At 38.4% G+C, this 14401-nt stretch carries 14 protein-coding genes; 7 read left to right on the top strand and 7 right to left on the bottom strand.

The window, feature by feature from the left end:
• Positions 1-218 precede the first annotated feature (218 nt).
• Complete coding sequence (locus tag NCWK1_RS10535) at positions 219-554, bottom strand: XisI protein (protein ID WP_103124681.1); 336 nt, start codon at positions 552-554, stop codon at positions 219-221.
• A gap of 469 nt (positions 555-1023) precedes the next feature.
• Here NCWK1_RS10535 and aroA point away from each other — a divergent pair, with 469 nt between their 5' ends.
• The 4 genes from aroA to NCWK1_RS10560 all read left to right on the top strand — a co-directional run bounded on the left by aroA (position 1024) and on the right by NCWK1_RS10560 (position 5165).
• Positions 1024-2304: a 3-phosphoshikimate 1-carboxyvinyltransferase gene (aroA, locus tag NCWK1_RS10545; RefSeq protein WP_103124682.1), complete on the top strand. Its 1281-nt coding sequence runs from the start codon at positions 1024-1026 to the stop codon at positions 2302-2304.
• A gap of 71 nt (positions 2305-2375) precedes the next feature.
• On the top strand, positions 2376-2822 hold the full coding sequence (locus NCWK1_RS10550) for a DUF3598 family protein (protein ID WP_103124683.1): 447 nt from the start codon (positions 2376-2378) through the stop codon (positions 2820-2822).
• Positions 2823-2939: 117 nt separating this feature from the next.
• Positions 2940-4328, top strand: coding sequence for a histidine--tRNA ligase (gene hisS / locus NCWK1_RS10555; protein ID WP_103124684.1), 1389 nt, complete (start codon positions 2940-2942; stop codon positions 4326-4328).
• A 21-nt stretch (positions 4329-4349) separates the two neighbouring features.
• The gene (locus tag NCWK1_RS10560; RefSeq protein WP_103124685.1) at positions 4350-5165 is read left to right on the top strand and encodes an alpha/beta fold hydrolase; all 816 of its coding nucleotides are present in this window, start codon (positions 4350-4352) and stop codon (positions 5163-5165) included.
• Between the two features lie 102 nt (positions 5166-5267).
• Here NCWK1_RS10560 and NCWK1_RS10565 read toward each other — a convergent pair whose 3' ends face one another.
• Positions 5268-6083, bottom strand: a complete 816-nt coding sequence (locus tag NCWK1_RS10565) for an alpha/beta fold hydrolase (protein WP_103124686.1) — start codon at positions 6081-6083, stop codon at positions 5268-5270.
• Positions 6084-6137: 54 nt separating this feature from the next.
• Positions 6138-7625: an amidohydrolase family protein gene (locus NCWK1_RS10570; protein ID WP_103124687.1), complete on the bottom strand. Its 1488-nt coding sequence runs from the start codon at positions 7623-7625 to the stop codon at positions 6138-6140.
• A 136-nt stretch (positions 7626-7761) separates the two neighbouring features.
• Here NCWK1_RS10570 and NCWK1_RS10575 point away from each other — a divergent pair, with 136 nt between their 5' ends.
• Positions 7762-8556: an aspartyl/asparaginyl beta-hydroxylase domain-containing protein gene (locus NCWK1_RS10575; RefSeq protein ID WP_103124688.1), complete on the top strand. Its 795-nt coding sequence runs from the start codon at positions 7762-7764 to the stop codon at positions 8554-8556.
• A gap of 67 nt (positions 8557-8623) precedes the next feature.
• Here the strand turns inward: NCWK1_RS10575 and NCWK1_RS10580 are convergent, their stop codons facing one another.
• A complete protein-coding gene (locus NCWK1_RS10580; RefSeq protein ID WP_103124760.1) occupies positions 8624-9613 on the bottom strand; it encodes a DUF4437 domain-containing protein in 990 nt (329 codons plus the stop codon).
• Between the two features lie 57 nt (positions 9614-9670).
• Complete coding sequence (locus tag NCWK1_RS10585) at positions 9671-11011, bottom strand: aromatic ring-hydroxylating dioxygenase subunit alpha (RefSeq protein ID WP_103124689.1); 1341 nt, start codon at positions 11009-11011, stop codon at positions 9671-9673.
• Between the two features lie 474 nt (positions 11012-11485).
• On the opposite strand from NCWK1_RS10585, the gene NCWK1_RS10590 reads away from it, so the two are divergent.
• Positions 11486-11884, top strand: a complete 399-nt coding sequence (locus tag NCWK1_RS10590) for a nuclear transport factor 2 family protein (protein WP_103124690.1) — start codon at positions 11486-11488, stop codon at positions 11882-11884.
• A gap of 21 nt (positions 11885-11905) precedes the next feature.
• Here the strand turns inward: NCWK1_RS10590 and NCWK1_RS10595 are convergent, their stop codons facing one another.
• Entirely contained in the window at positions 11906-12382 is a 477-nt protein-coding gene (locus tag NCWK1_RS10595) for a hypothetical protein (protein ID WP_096575426.1), read from the bottom strand.
• Between the two features lie 225 nt (positions 12383-12607).
• Between NCWK1_RS10595 and NCWK1_RS10600 the strand changes: the two genes are divergently transcribed.
• Positions 12608-13642, top strand: coding sequence for a 1-acyl-sn-glycerol-3-phosphate acyltransferase (locus NCWK1_RS10600; RefSeq protein WP_187308120.1), 1035 nt, complete (start codon positions 12608-12610; stop codon positions 13640-13642).
• A gap of 17 nt (positions 13643-13659) precedes the next feature.
• On the opposite strand, the gene rppA is transcribed toward NCWK1_RS10600, so the two are convergent.
• Positions 13660-14358, bottom strand: coding sequence for a two-component system response regulator RppA (gene rppA, locus NCWK1_RS10605; protein WP_096575430.1), 699 nt, complete (start codon positions 14356-14358; stop codon positions 13660-13662).
• Between the last annotated feature and the right edge of the window lie 43 nt (positions 14359-14401).

Consider the following 14401-nt stretch of genomic DNA (forward strand, 5'->3'; position numbering starts at 1 on the left):
GTTTGGTTTTTTTAAGTCGTTCTACTTAAATGTCACGTTATAGTTCACCGCAAACTGAGCAGCCAAGAATTTGAGTCAGAGCAAGTCTCAAACCAAACTGTGAGTACCACAACTACTCACTACATTGAGGAAATAGATTTAGTTGATCTTAATGAAGTAATTTGAGGCATTGTTGCCCGTGCAACAAACTACACCTCTAATTTAAATATGACTATTTTTTAAAATACACCATAATCTGTATACTGCCTTTTATACGGAGGTTGCAACCCCAAAACAATATCATCTTTAGGAACACCCATCTTCACCAACTCCTCAGCCGGATTTTGATCTGTTAAATTCTGCTGAAGCCAGATTTTTCCGTTTTTAATGTCTAAGTGGATAACACAGCGATAAACACGGTTAAATTGTTGCCAACCTACATTCATCCACTGATAATGATCTCGTTCTGTGTCAAAGATAAGTTGAGTTTCAACCTGCTCATTAGAAACATCGTCATTGGCATAATTAGTAAGTAAGGTCTGAATGTACTCTCGGTATTTAGCTATTTTATCCATTGCACAATCACCTCGTTTACGGGGTGGTAGACAACTAACAACACTTGATATTTTTGTAATGCTGTCTGTGTAAACTTTAGGAGGAATAGGTCTGTCGAATTTATATCTTAGAGGATGTCTGAGAAGTATTAAATATTTCGCCAGATCCCCCCTAACCCCCCTTAAAAAGGGGGGAATAATCTCAAAGTCCCCCTTTTTAAGGGGGATTTAGGGGGATCTACAAGTCTCAAGTACAACATCAAAAAGCAGACATCCTCTTAGTTAAATTCGGGCAGTCGTTTCTTGAATTCGGGCAGTCGTTTCTTGAATTCGGGTAGTCGTTTCTTGATTTCGGGCAGTCGTTTCTTGATTTCGGGCAGTCGTTTCTTGATTTCGGTACACCCTTACACCTACTACCCATTCCCCATGTTTCTTAATCCCGCAAACTCACGTATATTTAAGGTGTAGCTGACCATCTAAGAGGTATAACGTGGATACCATTGCTATCCCTACTCTCAATCGCCCAGTGGATGCCACGGTAGAGATTCCTGGTTCTAAAAGTATTACTAATCGGGCATTACTCGTTGCAGCTTTGGCACAAGGTGACTCAATTTTAGAAAATGCCTTGTTTAGCGAAGACAGTAAATATTTTGCCAAATGTTTAGAAAATTTAGGCATTCCTATCAGCCTAAATCCTGATTTAGCCCAGATGCAGGTGTCAGGAAAAGGCGGTGAAATTCCTGCAACCCAAGCGGATTTATTTGTAGGTTTAGCAGGTACAGCCGCACGGTTCATCTCAGCTTTGGTGGTACTAGGTAATGGTGAATATCGTTTAGATGGTGTACCCAGAATGCGGGAAAGACCAATGGGCGATATGTTGACAGTGTTCCAAACAGGCGGAACAACTGTTAATTTTGAAGGTAATGCTGGTTATATGCCCTACACTATTTACGGTCAGCAATTTGCTGGTGGACATATTCGCATCAAAGCCAATCAAACTAGTCAGCAACTTTCAGCTTTGTTGATGATTGCGCCTTATGCTCAACAAGACACAATTATTGAGATTGAAGGCACATTAGTTTCCCAATCTTATGTAAAAATGACTTGTCGCCTCATGGCAGATTTCGGCGTAGAGGTGAATCAAATCGGTGACAATCAATTTCACATCAAAGCGGGACAGCGTTATCAAGCCAAACATTACACTATAGAACCAGACGCGTCTAATGCTTCTTACTTTTTTGCTGCGGCTGCTGTTACTGGTGGACGGGTGCGGGTGAAGTATTTAACAAAGCAATCATATCAGGGTGATATTCTTTGGCTGAATGTGCTGGAACAAATGGGTTGTCAAGTACGTGAGGCTGATGGCTATATTGAAGTTACAGGGCCAGAACAGTTACAGGGTATCGATATTGACATGAACGATATCTCTGACCTAGTACAAACATTAGGTGCGATCGCTCCTTTTGCCAGTTCACCTGTTACCATTCGTAATGTCGAACATATCCGCTACAAAGAAACAGAACGTATTCGCGCTGTTGTCACTGAATTGCGTCGCTTAGGAGTCAAAGTTGAAGAATTCCCAGACGGGTTAAAAGTTGAACCTAGTCCCATTACACCAGCCGCCATTGAAACTTATCACGATCATCGCATGGCAATGGCATTCGCTGTCACTGGCTTAAAGGCTCCCGGAATTGTCATTAAAGACCCAGGTTGTACGGCTAAAACTTTCCCTGACTACTTCACCCGATTTTTTAAAATGATACAACAATAGCTGGCTAATATTCAGTTCCTACCTTATCCTAACGATTATATTCACGCTAACCTACTTATAGGAGTTGCATCATGTCTAACATACGTGAAGAAATGCCTGTACTGGCGCGTCATGAAGGCGATTGGGTAGGAACCTATACACTTGTAGATACAGAAGGCAAAATTTTAGATAAACATGAATCGCATTTAAGCTGTCAGTTCCCCGATGATAGTCCTTATTCTTATTACCAAATCAATCGCTATAAGTGGGCTGACGGTAAACAAGAAGAACATAAATTTCCCGCAACCTATCGTGATAAATTCCTCTATTTTGATACAGAACGCATCGAAGGCAAATCCTGGGAAATAGACGATTCTACTTTGATTTTGTGGTTTTCTTATAAGACAGTTCCAGCAGCATACTTATATGAAATGATTCAAATCAGCCCCGATAATAATCATCGCGCCCGCACATGGCATTGGTTTAAAAATCATCAAATTTATCAACGTACTCTTATCCAAGAACAAAGAGTTAGATAGTTATCTAAAAATTGAAAAATAGTAACAAATTAAAGTGCGTTAACATAGTGTAACGCACTATTTTATGACATAATAGATAGTTCAATATATATAAATTTAAATATATAACTTACAGATATGGCAAAGACTGACAAAATTAACTTCTCTACTCCTAGCGGGTTTCCCGAATTTTTACCTAGTGAAAAACGCTTGGAATTATATTTACTAGATACCATTCGTAAAGTTTACGAAAGCTATGGATTTACACCCATAGAAACCCCAGCCGTTGAAAGGTTAGAAGTATTACAAGCCAAAGGTAATCAAGGCGACAATATTATTTATGGTATTGACCCTATTCTGCCACCCAATCGCCAAGCAGAAAGAGATAAAGCTGGCGAAACAGGTTCAGAAGCACGGGCTTTAAAGTTTGACCAAACTGTTCCTTTAGCGGCGTATATTGCTCGTCACTTAAATGAATTAACATTTCCCTTTGCCCGTTATCAAATGGATATAGTATTTCGGGGAGAAAGGGCAAAAGATGGACGTTTCCGGCAATTTCGGCAGTGTGATATTGATGTAATTGCACGGCGGGAACTCAGCTTATTATATGACGCGCAAATGCCAGCCATTATCACCGAAATATTTGAAGCAGTGAACATTGGTGACTTTTTAATTCGCATCAACAACCGCAAAATTCTAACTGGATTTTTTCAGTCACTGGGTATTGCCGAAACTCAAATTAAAACTTGTATTAGTATTATTGATAACTTAGAAAAAATTGGCGAAACCAAAGTTAAACAAGAATTAGAAAAAGAAGGGATTTCACCAGAACAGACAGAAAAAATTATTGAGTTTATTAAAATTAATGGCAGTACTGATGAAATATTAGATAAACTTAAACACCTATCACAAAACTTACCAGACGCAGAACAATTTAGTTTAGGCGTAACTGAATTAGAAACAGTCATTACTGGGGTGCGTAACTTAGGCGTTGCTGATAAACGGTTTTGTATTGATTTAGCGATCGCCCGTGGTTTAAATTACTATACAGGCACAGTCTACGAAACCACCCTCATCGGTCATGAAGCTTTAGGTAGTATTTGTTCTGGCGGCAGATATGAAGAATTAGTTGGGATGTTCATCGGAGAGAAAATGCCGGGTGTGGGCATTTCTATCGGCTTAACTCGCTTAATTAGCAGACTACTCAAAGCAGGTATCTTAAACACTCTACCTGCAACACCAGCCCAGGTAGTAGTAGTCAATATGCAGGAAGATTTAATGCCGACTTATTTAAAAGTATCCCAACAGTTGCGTCAAGCAGGCATTAATGTAGTTACAAACTTTGAGAAACGCCCTTTAGGTAAACAATTTCAAGCCGCAGATAAACAAGGAATTAGATTTTGTGTAATCATCGGTGCTGATGAAGCCGCCGCCCAAAAATCATCACTCAAAGATTTGCAATCAGGCGAACAAACAGAAGTAGCATTAGCAGATTTAGCGGAGGAAATTAAACGCAGACTAGTATAAGTAATTAATAGGCAGGGTGCTATGAACAAACCAATCAAAAGGGCATTTTTAGATACTGAAGATGGACAAATTCTTTATCGCATTAGTGGTGAGGGAGAACCTCTGCTTTTACTTCATCAAAACTTCAGAAGTAGTGATGAATTTCGTGAGTTAATACCAATTTTTGCTCAGAAAAGATTAGTCATTGCTATGGACTTATTAGGGTTAGGAGATTCTGATAAACCGCCAAGAATGTATTCAATTGAGGATTATGCAAAAACTATTATTTTACTCCTAGACGAACTAGGAATCAAAACTGCAAGTATTCTTGGAAACCATACAGGAGCTTATATTGCAGCAGAAGTAGCAGCAGCTTACTCTGAGAGAATCGAGAAAATTATATTATGCAATATAGATAATTTTAGCGAAGAAGGAAAAGCAGCTATCTCCAAAATGTGTGAAAATTTGAATATAAAAGTGGATGGTTCATACCTTATGGAAAGGTGGTTAGCTAGATCAGGTTATATAAATTATGCTGAATTAAAACATCGTTGGCTTTTAGATGAATTAAAATGTTTTGGTTATCCTTGGTATGCACCTTTGGCTGTTATCGACTATTGCCAAAAAATGGAGGCAAGATTCCGTTTAATTAAATCTCCTACATTAATATTATCTGGTACAGAAGACCTAAAAGAAATAGAAAAGCTAGGTTTTGCTAAGACAGATAATCGAAAATTCATTTTAACAGCAGTTCCTCATGCCAAAATGGTTGATATTGAAGATGGAAATATGTCGATGATGAATCAAAAACCTACTGAAATATCAAAGTTAGTAATTAAATTTCTAGAGGAAAACTGAATAAAAGTAAGATACTTTTTAGCGCCAAATTTTTTCGCCATCCTAATGCGTCTGTCATTGTCTACTTTTGCTTGACTACGTAAGATAGTTAAAATACCTATACTATTTTTCTAAAAAATCAATTACTACTTTTAATACTTCTTCTGGTAATTGATTTACCATCCAAAGGGTTCCACTTTCTAGTTCTACTCTTTGGCTATGAGGAATTACATCTTTGAGCCAATATTGATTTTCAGCTTTAGCTAAACCAGCTTTTTCTAATGGTTCTAAGGCCTTTTCCCCTGATAAAATCAGAGTTGGACACTGAATTAAACGAAATCTTTCTGGAGCAGCAAGACAATAATTAGCTATTGCTATCCCAGGATACACAGGAGAGCCAAAACACTTCAAATCCTCTAAAACACAACGATGATTTAATTCTCCGTTACCGATGTAATTCAAACGAGATAACCATTGTTCCATCAAATGAGAGCCATCTGCTTTAATTTGAAATCCTTGAGAATATCTGTGGAGAATTTTGTCTTTTTCCTCTGCATCAAATCCAAATAAATTGCAGAGAATCAGTTTATCAACCCGATTTGGATAAGCTGCGGCTACTTCCCCGGCGATATAACCTCCTGTCAAACTACCGAAAATATTTGCTTTTTGAATTCCTAATTCATCCAAAAGGGCGATCGCTGTTTTAGCATAGTCAGCAACAGAATAAACTCTAGGTGGTTTGTCAGAATCACCCAAACCCATCAAATCCATTGCAATGACTAAATTTTTCTCTGCCAAAATACTCATCAATTCCTGAAATTCATCACTACTGCGAGGAATCATGTGCAGTAAAAGTATGGCTTTACCTTCTCCACCTATCCGGTAAAGAATTTGTCCATCTTCTGTGTCTAAAAATGCTCTTTTAATCCGTTGGCTCATTTTTATACTTTCTACTTTACTAGAGTGTAAATTCTGATTTAATCTTACAGATATCTATGTCTTGATTGCCAAATGAGCGCGTTTCAAATAACGCCCAGTCGGGGAACCCAAAACTTGTCCATTGTTATAAATTAAATTTCCTCTTAAAAATGTACTCTTCACCCGTCCACTTAATTCCATCCCTTCAAAAGGGGTGTAACCTTGCTGTGATTCTGACTCAGCCGCACGCACCACAAAGCTTTCATTAGGGTCTACCAACACCAAATCAGCATCATAGCCAACAGCAATATCCCCTTTTGCTAACAACCCAAACCGCCGCGATGGGTTCCACGATAACAACTTAGCCATCTGGTTATAAGACATTCCCCGCTTGCTACCTTCACTCAACACACCCGAAAGTAAATATTCTGTACCACCAAAACCAGACTTTGCTAACCAAATATTATTCGGGTCTTTTGCACTGCGTTTTTGTTCCGCAGAACAGCAAGCATGGTCACTCACTATCCAATCTACTTGATTATTTAGTACCGCTTGCCATAAATATTCCACATCAGCGCGAGGACGAATTGGCGGGTTGACTTTTGCCCAAGTACCATTAGGGGTATCAACATCTAATAATAAATGTCCTACAGTCACTTCTCGCCGAAAATTGATATGTGGAAAAGCAGTTTGCATCGTCAACGCTGCTTCCATTGCTTTGCGCGAACTTAGATGCAACAAATTGATATTTGCACAGTTAGTTTCATTCGCCAAATAAGATGCAATACAAATTGCTAACCCTTCCGAATGAGGAGGACGCGCAGCACTGTAAGCGTGCAAACCACTCAAGCTAGAATCGTTTTCTACTATTTTTGTATAGGCGTTGAGAATTTCGGCAACTTCACAATGCAAACTTAAGCTAATAGTATCTCGCGCGGCTGGATGCTTTTCTATTAAGCGAGCTATCCCGCGCATGATAAATTCAAAATGTGCAAAGTCGTAGCGTTCTTCTTTATTTATCATCAAAAACAAGTTTTGCTGTTCTGATAAACCATGCAAACCATAGCCGCCATAAAACATGAAAATTTTAAACGAAGATACGCCATATTCTTCAAACAATAAAGGTATTTCGTCGATATGTTGACTAGCTATAGGTGCAACGTGATAGCTGTAATCAACAAAAAAATTACCTGCGGATAACGCCAATACTTCGGGGAAAAAATCGCGGTAGGAACCACCTTTATTTAGATAATATTGTCCGGTACGAATGTAATTGAGAGTTGTAGTTACTCCCCCCATTGCGGCGGCTTTACTTTCCGTCACTGCATCTTTATCGAGGGGTTGATAAATCCCAATGTGCGTATGAGCATCCACTACCCCAGGAAAACCTAGCAAGTTTTTGGCATCGAATACTTCTATAGCTTGGTTTGCGCTAATATGAGGAGCAATTTCCGCAAATTTACCGTTTTTAATACCTATATCAAGTAGTTCGACTGCATCAGCAGAAGGATGAACAACGCGGACATTTTTGATAATTTTATCTAGTAAAGGAGGTTCAGACACAGTAGATCCCACACTAAAATGAGTGTATAAGCTCAAGTTCTGGTTAAACCAGGAATTTCAACATAGTACCGGAACCTAAGCTAAAACCCATTATTATGTAACAGTTTTTTATTCAATCATCTTCAGGATAGAAATAATGGAAACTTTTAATGAATATCATCTCAACCCAGAGCAATTTTCTTTTCTCAAAGGTCTTCAAGATGAATGGGAAGTAATTAGAGATGAGTTTACTATCTTTATTCAGCAAGCATCGCCTGAAGAGTTAAAATTTGCTTACAATGTTTTAGGCCCTAAAAGTAAAACTATTAAAACTAAAGGTGATTCAAAATATAGTGCTTTTGGAATTTTATTCCAAGGGTTATTTATTGAAGAATATATTCAATTACATCAAATACAATATCCAGATTATGGAACCAATGAAGCCTCAGCAAAAGCACTTGCCTTAAGAAATAAATATTTCCCAAATCTAGCTGATGCTATAGATAAAGTAAACTTTGGCAATGACAATATTCTCAGAAACGTGTATTTTGGCACATTCCATCCTGGCTTAGATATTAAGCTCCATGTCAACTATAACCCACATACAAATCGCGGATATTTAGGATTAATTGTGCCGAAGGGTGATGTTGCTATGAAAATCTGCCATGAACAACTTTATTGGCATGAAGGAAAATTCTTGATTTTAGATCACAGCTATCCACACTGCCCACACAATTACACTAATTACGATAGAACTGTTTTAGTTGTAGACTTTTTTAAACCAGATAAACTTAGAGATGAAGTAATAGGGTTTGAAAAAGAACAAGTTACACAACGTATGCAAGATAATCCTTACAGTTTAGGTGTTTTTGGTAAGAGCGATAAAGCGAAGCAAGAAGATTTTATTAAATATGGTTTAGCTCATCAATTAGAGTGGGATAAAGCTTTGTAAGTTGAATTAAATAACAGGAAAAAGCCAACTAGATTATTGAATTTTGAATTTCGCCTGTTATTGCTACTCACTGGTTATTATTCAGCGCAGATTGGAGACGCGCCTCATCTTGCTGGGTAATATCTGGGTTATGTAATATCCAATAACAATCTAGACGATCGCTAGTCCGAAACAAAAGTAGTGCGCCGCTTTCTGTCCAAAAGGGGCCGTGGGGTACGTGGGCTGGTCGCCAATAATAACCATCTTTGCACATAGCTGCATAGCGTCTATTAAATGGATCATCGCTCATAGACCAATGTCCTAGAACATCTCCGCTGATGACATAGGCTTCTTCTGTTGTTGGATGACCTGCATAAAAGTTACCTTCAATCCACATTGGTACTAAGCCAAGAACCCATGTAGCGCGTCCAGTTTTTTTGTTGGTATACAAACTTTTCCGTGCTGAACCAGGAGGTAAAAATGTTGTGCTTTCCCACTTCATTGCGTGGAGTTCTTGTAATGGTACATACTCAGCCATCCGTGGATGAGTCTGCATATTTGCGTGGTATACAGAAGTGGCGGGAATTTGCTCCAGACTGGCGTATTCTTCGGTAATGTAATTAGGGGTAGCATCTGGCATCCATAAGAAAATCGCGTCTTCTTCGGTTTGCCAAGGGCCTGTAGGTATACCAGCAGGAATGAATGAGTAACTGAGATTACGTAGTTTAAACCCACCTTGGCAAAGTTTACCCGTGAGTACAAAAATCTCTACATCAGTGGTGAAATGACCGATAGGTGCGTTCCAACCTTTTTTGAGGATAACTCGCTGTGTCGATTCTCCTGTACTTTCGTTGATAGAGAGAATCTGAGCAGTACCATGTTCACTAGTCACAAAGTTTTTCACCTCAAAAGGCACTTGGGCAAAGTTGCAAACTGAATTGAGTGACTCTTCAGTTTCTACATGGTTGCGTCCTGTTGAGGTTTGATTATTTATTTGTATATTTGTGTCTGTCTGTGAAAGGTTCACATTGTTAGGGAGAGAATATGCGCTTTTATTATCTTCCGGTGCTTGAACCATATTGATTACTTGCATCCACTAATTTATTCATAACAAATGTTTTATTTAGTTTAAAAACTAATGCCGAGTATAAGCACGTTCAAACTTAGTTTTTAATTTTTGTGCTGCGAAGGCTAAAGCTACTGCGAATAATGCAGATGCAACAGCCATAGGGGAAACCCAAGAGTTATCTGTAAGTATAGCTAAAGCAGCGAGGGCGATCGCTCCCCCAAGGGAAATTTGTTTGACTAGCTGTGTCACCTGATAAGCTTGATTGCAAGAACTACATATTTGGGTATGTTGTGACAGTCTATCTAAGGTCAAGGAATTTGCTGGTAACTCATCTGGATGAAAGTTTTTAGCCGAAGAATAACCTTGATAAAATGGTAAACCCTTACCAAATCTGTCTAACCATTTACGGTACTCAATTACTAAGGTGTCAGAAGTTTTGATTGGTAAATAAACTTCTTTGAGGCTTTTACCCAATCGCTGAAGTTGTCTTTTTTGTTCGACAACAACCTGTAAATCACCTTCTAAAATTAAATTGCGTACCAAGATATGATCTAGCCATTTCGGCATTAGCTTCATTTGCCAGGGAAACATATTTCCATAATTTCTCAGGAAAATTCGGCATCTTTCTTTACTCAAAGGAAGTGAATATAAAACTGTTCCGCCAAATCTACCTTTTTCTTGATTGCCAAACTTATAAATAATTAAATTTGGCGCAATAAAATCTATGACAATCCAAGGTTGGTTTGGCTGTCGTATCCCCCGCCAGCGGCTACGAATTCCCTGAATTGAACTCTCAATAACTTCTATTTCTAGTGGTTGGGCATTTTCTCGCTTGCCGAGAATACCATCATGGCTAATAAAAACGTGGGCTGGATCAATGATATTTTCAATAAAATATGTCTGGTCATAAGGTAAATCTCTAATGTAATCTGTACAGAACAAACCTGGCTGATCTAACGCTGGTATTGTGGGAATTAATTCCTCAGCAGGTTTTTCTTCTCCAGCCCACATCCAAACAATACCTTGACGTTCTACAATTGGAAAAGATTTCACACAGGCATTTGCGGGAATTTTGGCATCTTCAGATAATTGTGGAATATGCAAACATTGACCATCAGTCCCAAATTGCCAACCATGATATAAGCACTCAATTTTACCATTAATAATTTGTCCATCAGAAAGTCTAGCAGCACGGTGGGAGCAACGATCTGTTAAACATCCTAATTTTCCATCCTGATTTGTAAACAAAACCAAAGGTTCATCATAGAGAGAAAATCTGTAAGGATATTCTTTTGGTAAATCTTGAACAAAAGCGATAGGATACCAGCAGTTTTTCCAATCAAATGCTTGATTGTTATCTGGTGTTGCTAAAGCATCAAGTCCTGGTTGATGCGGTATGGTTGTCATATCTTTTTCCGCGGGTTTTAGCTAAATAAATACTAAAAAATTGTAAGTTATATTCGTTGGATTTGTGATTCACCATAAATCACAAATTTTGCGTTAGGAAATATTTATTTTTTGTATAGATATCCATCATAGACAATTTGATAGAAATAAGAATAACTAATTATGCGAATAAAATTCGCTACTACACAAACTAAAGTCCACCTAAGTGGACTAATAAAATAACCTGCGTAGGCTGGTTATGTCTGTATGGCCGCGATTTCTAATTGCCAAGGCTGAATAAAATATGATTCTTAGTTTTGATATCAAATTTTCTCATAAGTCAATTCGGATTGCTATATCTTCTAGATTAATTGAGATTTTTATTGACAATGCCTACCCTACGGGATAGTGTACCTTGTGATGCGCTGGTGCGTTAGGTTACTTAATATTTACGAAAACGAGAAACGCTATAACTGCTATAACTAATCGAGTATGATGAAACAAGACCCTACAAACACTTTAAAAGTTGCCCAGCAAGCATTTGAGCATTTTACATCTGGTCTAGCTACGGGAGACTGGCAAGCATTTCTCGATATGCTTACAGAAGACTTTACCTTTTGGTTTCCGATGGGAAAGTTTCACGGGTTGAATGAGGGGAAAGAACGCGCCCAAGAGTTTTTGCAATATGTTTCGGAATCTTTTGGTTCGGGAATTACGTTAACGTCTCTAGACCGTGTTACTAGTAATGAGACAACCGTTGTCTTTGAGTTTCGTGACGAAGGGCTATTATTAGGACAACCTTATAAAAATCGTGTTGCAGTTTCTTTTGATGTGTGCGGCGATAAAATTTGTAGCTATCGAGAATATTTTGGTAGCGATGGTAAGTCTTATTAGTCAAGGGTCAATGAACAAATGTTAATTGAGTTCTTTTAACTCTTTGCATTTAGCTTCTGCGGCTTGATAAGCAGCTAAATATTCTTTACCGCCCAACATCACATCACCATAGTATTCATAAGGTGTTGTACCGTAAATTGGTAGGGGATCATCTTCAGGATAATCTTCTTTTGATTCTTCGATGATGGCTTTTAGTTGTTTGGCGGTCAAACTTTGTGCTGAAAAGTACCAAATTTCTTGGTTGTTTTTACGTATGTGGGGTAAATTAGGGTCAATGATGCGCGTGATAGAGTCTTCCCCAGAAGTATCTTTTAACTCAATCCAACCGTGTTCAACAGGGCGATAAGGTTTACCTGAATAAACTAAAAACCCTTGAACATAAATTGCTCCCTCTGTGGATAATGCTGCTTTATAAGCATTATCAAAAATTTTATCTTTTTTACTTTTGATGCGTTTAGCAATTTCCAGCGAAAGGGTTTCGTCCAATGCTTTATTCATTTACAGCGGAAATTTAAGTGCGTACTCATATCTATTCTACCACCGACCCACTCTTGATTTAGTGGACTTATGTATGAGGCGATCGCTCTTATCTACCAAGAAACACTACTCATAAAAAACATTGCTGAATGTAAATAATTTTACATCTATAGCTGGATGTCTATTCTAAATCTTAGAACTTAAGATATACAGTTAAGTATCTGTTGTCTAATCCGTATGACCGTTGTGATTAATCAACATTCCGACAGCATCATCGACGAGCCGTTAAAAATATCCTCAAACAAAGGTTATCAATTTAGCTGGTTTGATTGGTTTTGTCTTTGGTATCCACCGGGATGGTTAGTTTTGTTTAATCGGCATTGGCAACATTATCATAGCGACCAGGATGGTTGGAATTGGTGGGAATATATCTTATTTTTGCTACCTTGCGGATTTTATTTAGCACTGTTGATGCGATGGTTGCGCTTGGGTTGTCGTTCACCAAGAAAAGAAGTCGGAGAATTTAATCCCAACTATCAACAAGCTTTTCGCAAAGAAATTTTAGCCCCCATCGTTAAATATTATTTTCAGGGAGAACTGCAACAGATTAATAACTTACCGCAAACAGGGCCGATGATTGTCGCCATGAATCATGCAGGGATGTGTTTTCCTTGGGATTTTCTTACTTTAGGTTATTTATTAAGTGAAACACGCGAATGGGTAGTGCAACCATTAGCCAGTGTATCTTTATTTGAACATCCTTGGATAATTTGGTGGCTACCTTCACAATGGTCACAGGTTTTAGGTGGAGTGCGGGCAGAGATTGGTGATTTTGAGGCAGCGATCGCTCAGGGTAAAATTTTACTATATGCACCTGAAGGTATCCGCGGGCCGGGTAAAGGTTGGCACAAACGCCATCAACTACAAAAATTTGATATCAGCTTTATGCAGTTGAGCGATCGCTATCATATTCCCATTCTGCCAGTACTTTGCATCGGTAGCGAGTTTTTACATCCTTGGACTATTAATAGTAAAAAATTACAACGCATCATTAAATTACCATTCTTACCCATATCTCCATTAATGCTGATTTTGCTTTTATTTCCCTCAATGGGAATTTGGGCAATGAAAACTCGCTTAAAATATTTTATCCAGCCTTTAGAACAGCAGATTTATTCGGGTAAAGACCGTGCAGATACTTATCAACAAGCACAGAAATTTCGAGATAAACTACAAACTCAACTTAATCAAGAGTTGAAGAGTATAAACAAATTTTTTTAAGTAAGTCTTGTTGTCTCTCACATTGACTCGACAAAAGCAGCACCAAAGCGATAGCCTTTACCATAAACCGTGTGAATCAAAGTAGTTTCTTTACCTACCTCGATCTTCCGGCGCAACAGGCGAATTAATGCAGCTATAACATTACTACTTGGTTGTTCTTCATCTTGCCATAGATGTTCCATGATTTGAACATGAGTTAGCAACTGTCCTGTGTGTTCCATAAAATATTGCAGCAGTTGGCTTTCTTTTTGCGATAGTTCAATAATGCGTCCTTGACGGTAAGCTACTTGGTTGTCGCAATCAAGTTCTAAATCAGCAACAACTAGCCTTCCTGGAGTAGTTTCATAGGTTTGCAAACCACCACGCCGCAATAAAGCCCGGACTCGCGCTAATAACTCCCGTAATTCAAAGGGTTTGACTAAATAATCATCTGCACCAGCGTCTAAACCTTGCACGCGATCGTCTAAAGTATCTTTGGCAGTAAGAAACAGCACAGGTGTATTTTTGCCTTGTCGTCGCAATTCGTGGCAAATCTCTAACCCGGTTTTTCCTGGTAACATCCAATCTAAAATTAGTAAGTCATAATTACTGGCTGTTGCCAGTTGACTACCATTCGTCCCATCATAAGCCGCATCTACGGTGTAACCTTCACGAGTTAACACGCGACTTAAGGGGTCAGTTAATTCTACTTCATCGTCAACTAATAAAATTCTCATGCTGCTTATGGTAAGCAATCGAGATATTCTCAATAATAAATGA

The sequence above is a fragment of the Nostoc cycadae WK-1 genome, from assembly GCF_002897135.1.
GTDB lineage: Bacteria > Cyanobacteriota > Cyanobacteriia > Cyanobacteriales > Nostocaceae > Nostoc_B.

What these genes read in the sequence shown, in the direction of transcription:
- NCWK1_RS10535 (WP_103124681.1), bottom strand. Translation starts at nt 554, where the DNA reads ATGGATAAAATAGCTAAATACCGAGAGTACATTCAGACCTTACTTACT.
- NCWK1_RS10550 (WP_103124683.1), top strand. Translation starts at nt 2,376, where the DNA reads ATGTCTAACATACGTGAAGAAATGCCTGTACTGGCGCGTCATGAAGGC.
- hisS (WP_103124684.1), top strand. Translation starts at nt 2,940, where the DNA reads ATGGCAAAGACTGACAAAATTAACTTCTCTACTCCTAGCGGGTTTCCC.
- NCWK1_RS10560 (WP_103124685.1), top strand. Translation starts at nt 4,350, where the DNA reads ATGAACAAACCAATCAAAAGGGCATTTTTAGATACTGAAGATGGACAA.
- NCWK1_RS10565 (WP_103124686.1), bottom strand. Translation starts at nt 6,083, where the DNA reads ATGAGCCAACGGATTAAAAGAGCATTTTTAGACACAGAAGATGGACAA.
- NCWK1_RS10575 (WP_103124688.1), top strand. Translation starts at nt 7,762, where the DNA reads ATGGAAACTTTTAATGAATATCATCTCAACCCAGAGCAATTTTCTTTT.
- NCWK1_RS10580 (WP_103124760.1), bottom strand. Translation starts at nt 9,613, where the DNA reads ATGGTTCAAGCACCGGAAGATAATAAAAGCGCATATTCTCTCCCTAAC.
- NCWK1_RS10585 (WP_103124689.1), bottom strand. Translation starts at nt 11,011, where the DNA reads ATGACAACCATACCGCATCAACCAGGACTTGATGCTTTAGCAACACCA.
- NCWK1_RS10590 (WP_103124690.1), top strand. Translation starts at nt 11,486, where the DNA reads ATGAAACAAGACCCTACAAACACTTTAAAAGTTGCCCAGCAAGCATTT.
- NCWK1_RS10595 (WP_096575426.1), bottom strand. Translation starts at nt 12,382, where the DNA reads ATGAATAAAGCATTGGACGAAACCCTTTCGCTGGAAATTGCTAAACGC.
- rppA (WP_096575430.1), bottom strand. Translation starts at nt 14,358, where the DNA reads ATGAGAATTTTATTAGTTGACGATGAAGTAGAATTAACTGACCCCTTA.